The following is a 5934-nucleotide window of genomic DNA, read 5'->3' as shown; positions in this document are numbered from 1 at the left end:
GTTGTGCTTGAGGTTGTGCAGCAGTGCGTGCGGCACGCTGTCGGCGTCGGCGGTCATGAACACGGCGGTGCCGCGCACGCGGTGCGGCATGCCGTGCGCCAGGGCCTCGATGAAGGGGGCGAGCGGCATGCGCTCCTGCGCCGCCGCCTGCTCGGCCACGCGCCGGCCCTTGGCCCAGGTGGTGAAGACGAACATGACCAGCGCCGCGACCGCCAGGGTCAGCCAGCCGCCGTCGGCGATCTTCAGGCTGTTGGCCACGATGAAGGTCACGTCCACCAGCGCGAAGCAGCCCACGCCCAGGCCCACGGCCAGCGGGTTCCAGCGCCACAGCCGCAGCGCGACCACGCCGGCCAGCAAGGTGGTGGTGAGCATGGTGAGCGACACCGCGATGCCGTAGGCGGCCGACAGCGCGCTGGAGCTGCGAAAGGCCAGCACCAGCAGCAGCACGCCCGCCATGAGCAGCCAGTTCATCGTGGGCAGGTAGATCTGGCCGATGGCGGTGCCGGAGGTCTGCACGATGCGCATGCGCGGCAGGTAGCCCATGCGGATGGCGTGCGCCGTCATGGAGAACGCGCCCGAGATCACCGCCTGCGAGGCGATGACGGTGGCGCAGGCGGCCAGCACCACCACGGGCACGGTGGCCCAGGGGGGGAAGAGCCGGAAGAACGGGTTGTCGATGGCCGCGGGGTTGGCCAGCACCAGCGCGCCCTGGCCGAAATAGTTGAGCACCAGCGACGGCAGCGCGATGAACAGCCACGCCAGCCGGATGGGCGTGGCGCCGAAATGGCCCATGTCGGCATACAGCGCCTCGCCACCCGTGAACGCGAGGAACACCGCGCCCAGCACCGCCAGCGACTGCGCCGGGTGCGTGGCCAGGAACTGCACCGCCCAGCGCGGGTCGATGGCCTCCAGCACGTGCGGGTTCTGCGTGATCTGCCAAAGGCCGGACACCGCCAGCACGCCGAACCACAGCACCATTACCGGCCCGAACACGCGGCCCACCGATTCGGTGCCCCGGCGCTGCACGAGGAACAGGCCGATCAGCACCAGCAGCGTGATGGGCACTACGTAGGGCTTGAACACCGGCGTGGCCACCTCCAGCCCCTCGACCGCCGACAGCACCGAGATGGCCGGCGTGATGAGGCTGTCGCCATAGAACATGGCCGCGCCGACCAGGCCCAGCCCGGCGACGGCCTTCCACGCCCACGGGCGGGCGCCGCCGCGCTCCAGCGCCTGCGCGGCCAGGCCCTGCAGTGCCAGGATGCCGCCTTCTCCGTCGTGGTCTGCGCGCAGCACGAACACCACGTACTTGAGGGTGACCACCAGCATCAGGCCCCACAGCACCAGCGACAGCAGGCCCAGCACCGCGGCGCGGTCCAGCGCCACGCCGTGTTCGGGGTTCAGGCATTCCTTGAAGGCGTAGAGCGGCGAGGTGCCGATGTCGCCGAACACCACCCCGAGTGCGGCGATCATCAGGGCGGATCGGGCGGCGAAGCCGCGGGCAGCGGGCGCGTGTCCGGGCGCCGGAGTGGAGGTCATTGCGGAGTGCGGGGGCAGTGAAGGGTCGGCGCATTGTGCGCCGGCGGCTGCGCGCGGTCACGGGCGGCGCGAACCGGGTGATGCCGGCGCGCAACGCTGTGGCAAGGCTTGGGGCCGAAAAGGCCTTCAGCGCAATTTCCACTAGGGCGTATTGCTATTAATTAAATAGCGTCTCAGTGGCGGTGCCTTCGTGGCCCGCCACCGCATCGGCCCGCCCCGCCGTCACATGCCCAGCGACTTGAGCAGGTCGTCCGTGTCGCTGGACGACGCGGCGGCCGGCACCGGGGCCGCGGCCTTGGGCTCACCGGCCTGGGCGATCAGCGCGTCGGGATCGGGGGCTTCCTGCGGCTCGAAATCGACGAGCTTGATGAACTCGGTGCGGTCGATCGCCAGCTCCAGATAGAAGATGTGATTGCTGGCCGTGTAGAAGGTCACGCGGCGCGCCTCGGGCTTGTCCAGGTTGGCGTCCACGCTCAGCATCACCTGCTTGTTCAGCGCCAGCATCTTGGGCTGGTTCTGCGTGATGTGGGTCTGCAGCTCGCGGCGCACCTTGCCGGTGAAGTCGCCCACCACCTGGTTCATCAGCTCGCCCATCACGTTCGACACCTCGTCCGAGGTGTAGGAACTGGCCAGGTCGTCCTTGGACATGCCCATGCTCAGCAGGTAGCTCTGATAGAGCTCCATCGCCGCTTCCTTCGAGAAATTGATGATCACCAGGCCCGAGAACCCGCCGTCGAAGAGCACGAAGCAGCCGATGTCGGGGCGCAGGCAGGTCTTGGTGATGCGCTGCACCATGCCGGAGTAGTGGATGGGGCTCTGCGTGGCCACGCTGAGCACGCGGGTCACCGAGTTGCAGAGGCTGATCAGCAGGTCTTCGGTGCCGTAGACGATGGAGGGGGTTTGTGCGCTCATGGTGTGCAAGGGGAAAGGGGAGGGGGACGAAAAAGGGGCTCTGGAAAAAAGGCCGGGGCGGCTCAGCGCTCCGGGGTGTCGGAGATGCGCCGGGCATACACCGCCAGCACGATGCGCTCCGAATGCACGAGGTACTCGTTGAGCTGGTCCGAGGCCTCGCGCAGCTTGCCCGCCTCGAACAGATCGACGATCTTCACGTTCATGTCCACGTACGGCGCGTGCAGGAACTCGGGGTCGTTCAGCAGCCCGAAGGCCAGACGCAGTTCGGCCAGGATGTGCGAGAACATCACGTTCAGGCGCTCGCTGTCGGCCAGCTCCACGATGGCCATGTGGAACTCCATGTTGGCCGTGCCCACGCCCTGCCAGTCGGCCGCCTCGCGGCAGCGCACCGCCGAATCCACCGCCTCGCGCAGGTGCTTCTTGGCGGGGTGGCGCGGGTAGGCCTGGGCGATGGCCTGGCATTCGATGAGCCGGCGCACGCGGTAGATGTCGATGATCGAGGCGATGCTCGGGATGGCCACCGAGACGCCGCGGTTGGGCTCGTACTTGACCAGGCCTTCCTTGGTCAGCAGGCGAAAGACCTCGCGCAGGGTGTTGCGCGAAATCTCCAGGCTTTCGCTCAAGGCGGCCTCGGACAGCCGCTGGCCGGGCGAGAACTCGCCCTTCACGATCTTCTGGCGGATCAGCTCCGCCGTGCGTTCGTTCAGGGTCTGGGCGTTCGTGGGGGTTTCGATGGTCATGCCTGGCGGTTCGGGGTGGGCGTGCGGCACGGCGTGCGCAGGCCGGGATCGGGGTTCCGCACTTTGTAGCAGATCGGCCTGCTTCGCAAGAATCCACCCTGTGGAATACCGCTTTCTAACCGCTTTTCCTAGGGTTTGTCCGGGTCGGTCGCTCGCCCTGTTGTTGGGCAAAATCGACCAATCGTGAAACAAATTGGTGCTGGTTGTCTCTTCAAGGTGCATCGATTGTTCAACAACTTGAAGTTTTTCAAGGGTTGATCCCCGGTTTGTTGTTCATGGATTGGCATGCAATTTGCGTTGTATGCCGTGCCGGTCCAGACCGCGCTCGGGCAGCAACCTCCCATTGCCCGCGCGCTGCCAGGCTGGCAGTGGGGCCCTACGGTTGTCCGCACCTCTTCGCCAATGGCGGCGAGGCGCACGCGACCACCGGACCGGCCAGGGCTGTACGTATTCAAGGAAGTTCAAGATGCAAAACGTAGTCAATCTGTGGCCGCTCATCGGGGTGGCGGTCATCATCGTGGGGTTCATCCTGCGGTTCAACCCGATGCTGGTGGTGATCGTCACGGCCATCGCGACGGCGTTTGCCGCCGGATTTCCGATCGACAAGATCCTGGCCACCATCGGCACCGGCTTCATCAAGACGCGCAACCTGCCGCTCATCATCCTGCTGCCCCTGGCGGTGATCGGGCTGCTGGAGCGCCACGGCCTGCGCCAGCATGCGCAGAACTGGATCAGCAGCATCAAGTCGGCCACTGCCGGCCGCCTGCTCATCGTGTACCTGGGCGCCCGCCAGATCACGGCCGCCATCGGCCTGACCAGCCTGGGCGGCCACCCCCAGATGGTGCGCCCGCTGCTCGCCCCCATGGCCGAAGGCGCCACCGAGGCGCGCTACGGCAAGCTGCCCGACCGCATCCGCCACAAGCTGCGCGCCTTCTCGGCGGCCACCGACAACGTGGGCCTGTTCTTCGGCGAAGACATCTTCGTGGCCTTCGGCGCCATCGTGCTGATGTCCACCTTCCTGCACGAGGCCGGCATCGACGTCGAACCGATCCACATCGCGCTGTGGGGCATTCCGACCGCGATCTGCGCGTTCGCCATCCACGCCTGGCGCCTGCACCGCCTGGACGGCGTGCTGGCCCGTGAACTGGCCGCGCACGCCGCCGAAACCGCTGCCCGCAATGGCAACGGGAACGGCAATGGCGACGGCACCCTCTCCAGCGCCAAGGGAGCATGAACATGACACTGACCATCCAACACCTGTACTACCTCGTCGGCGCCATCCTGGCCATCACCGCGGTGATGACCGTGGCCGACCGTGACAACCCCAAGCGCTTTTCCAGCGGACTGTTCTGGGCCCTGTATTCCCTGGTCTTCCTCATCGGCGACCTGCTGCCGCCCATCTGGGTGGGCGCCGGCGCCGTGGTGATGGCGCTCATCGCCGGCTTCGGCGGCGTGGGCGCGGGCAAGCACACCCCCCGCACCCCGGCCGAGTACCAGACCAGCGCCAAGCGCCTGGGCAACCGCCTGTTCATTCCCGCGCTGGCGATTCCGCTCATCACGATGATCGGTACGCTGTCGGCCAAGCACCTGACCGTGGGCGGCGTGCCGCTGATCGACCCCAAGAACACCACCCTGGTGAGCCTGGGCGTGGGCTGCGTGCTGTCGCTGGCGCTGGCCTGCTGGCTGACCCGCGAGAGCCCCGTGCAGGGCCTGCGCGAATCGCGCCGCCTGACCGACGCGCTGGGCTGGGCCCTGGTGCTGCCGCAGATGCTGGGCATGCTCGGCCTGGTGTTCTCCGATGCCGGCGTGGGCAAGGCCGTGGCGTACATCACCACCAGCTACATCAACATGGACATCCGCTTCGTGGCCTGTGCCGTGTACGTGATCGGCATGGCGCTGTTCACCATCATCATGGGCAACGGCTTCGCCGCCTTCCCCGTCATGACGGGCGGCGTGGGCGTGCCGATCCTGCTGGGCGTGTACCACGGCGACCCCGCCGTGATGGCCGCGATCGGCATGCTCTCGGGCTACTGCGGCACGCTGCTGACCCCGATGGCCGCCAACTTCAACATCGTGCCCGCCGCGCTGCTGGAGCTTCCGGACAAGAATGCGGTGATCCGCGCACAGGTGCCGACGGCCCTCGCGCTGCTCACCTGCAACGTGTTCCTGATGTACTTCCTGATGTTCCGATAGTCCGAAGAAAGGCCGCCCGTGTCCGACGCCGCCCCCCACACTGTGCTGCTCACTGGCTTCGAGCCCTTCGAGCGCGATCCGGTCAACCCCTCGTGGGAGGTGGCGCGGGCGCTCGACGGCTGGCAGCATGGGGGCGCCACGGTGCGCTCCGTGCAGCTGCCCTGCGTGTTCGGCAAGGCCGCGCAGTCGCTCGACGCGGCGCTGGCGCAGTGGCGGCCCTCGCTGGTGATCTGCCTGGGCCTGGCCGGTGGCCGCGCCGAGGTGTCGCTGGAGCGCGTGGCCATCAACCTGGACGATGCGCGCATCGCCGACAACGCCGGGCAGCAGCCGGTGGACACCGCCGTGGTGCCAGGCGCCCCGGCGGCGTACTTTTCCACGCTGCCCATCAAGGCGATCGTGCGCGACCTGCGCGCCGAAGGGCTGCCGGCCGCGGTGTCCAACACCGCGGGCACCTTCGTGTGCAACCACATCTTCTACGCGCTGATGCACCGCCTGGCGCAGCAGGCCGCAGGCGCCGCCACGCTGCCGGGCACCGCGGCGCCTGCGCGCG

The 5934-nt window shown here is 67.8% G+C and carries 6 protein-coding genes; 3 read left to right on the top strand and 3 right to left on the bottom strand.

From position 1 onward, the window contains the following. The 3 genes from AC27IO_RS19300 to AC27IO_RS19290 all read right to left on the bottom strand — a co-directional run. The coding region (locus AC27IO_RS19300; protein ID WP_498740251.1) for a potassium transporter Kup at window positions 1–1539 on the bottom strand (1539 nt) is incomplete at its 3' end. Window positions 1540–1761: 222 nt separating this feature from the next. Further along, a complete protein-coding gene (locus AC27IO_RS19295) occupies window positions 1762–2451 on the bottom strand; it encodes a DUF3334 family protein (protein WP_284402360.1) in 690 nt (229 codons plus the stop codon). Window positions 2452–2513: 62 nt separating this feature from the next. Then, entirely contained in the window at window positions 2514–3191 is a 678-nt protein-coding gene (locus AC27IO_RS19290) for a GntR family transcriptional regulator (RefSeq protein ID WP_284429148.1), read from the bottom strand. 466 nt (window positions 3192–3657) lie between these two features. Between AC27IO_RS19290 and AC27IO_RS19285 the strand changes: the two genes are divergently transcribed. The 3 genes from AC27IO_RS19285 to pcp all read left to right on the top strand — a co-directional run. Then, a complete protein-coding gene (locus AC27IO_RS19285; protein ID WP_284407590.1) occupies window positions 3658–4425 on the top strand; it encodes a DUF969 domain-containing protein in 768 nt (255 codons plus the stop codon). A 2-nt stretch (window positions 4426–4427) separates the two neighbouring features. Continuing rightward, a complete protein-coding gene (locus AC27IO_RS19280; protein ID WP_272564729.1) occupies window positions 4428–5384 on the top strand; it encodes a DUF979 domain-containing protein in 957 nt (318 codons plus the stop codon). A gap of 18 nt (window positions 5385–5402) precedes the next feature. Further along, a partial coding sequence (gene pcp / locus AC27IO_RS19275) for a pyroglutamyl-peptidase I (RefSeq protein ID WP_498740248.1) occupies window positions 5403–5934 on the top strand: 532 nt, incomplete at its 3' end.

Source organism: Acidovorax sp. KNOB132 (genome assembly GCF_057541515.1).
This window is presented reverse-complemented; position numbering and strand designations above follow the sequence as displayed.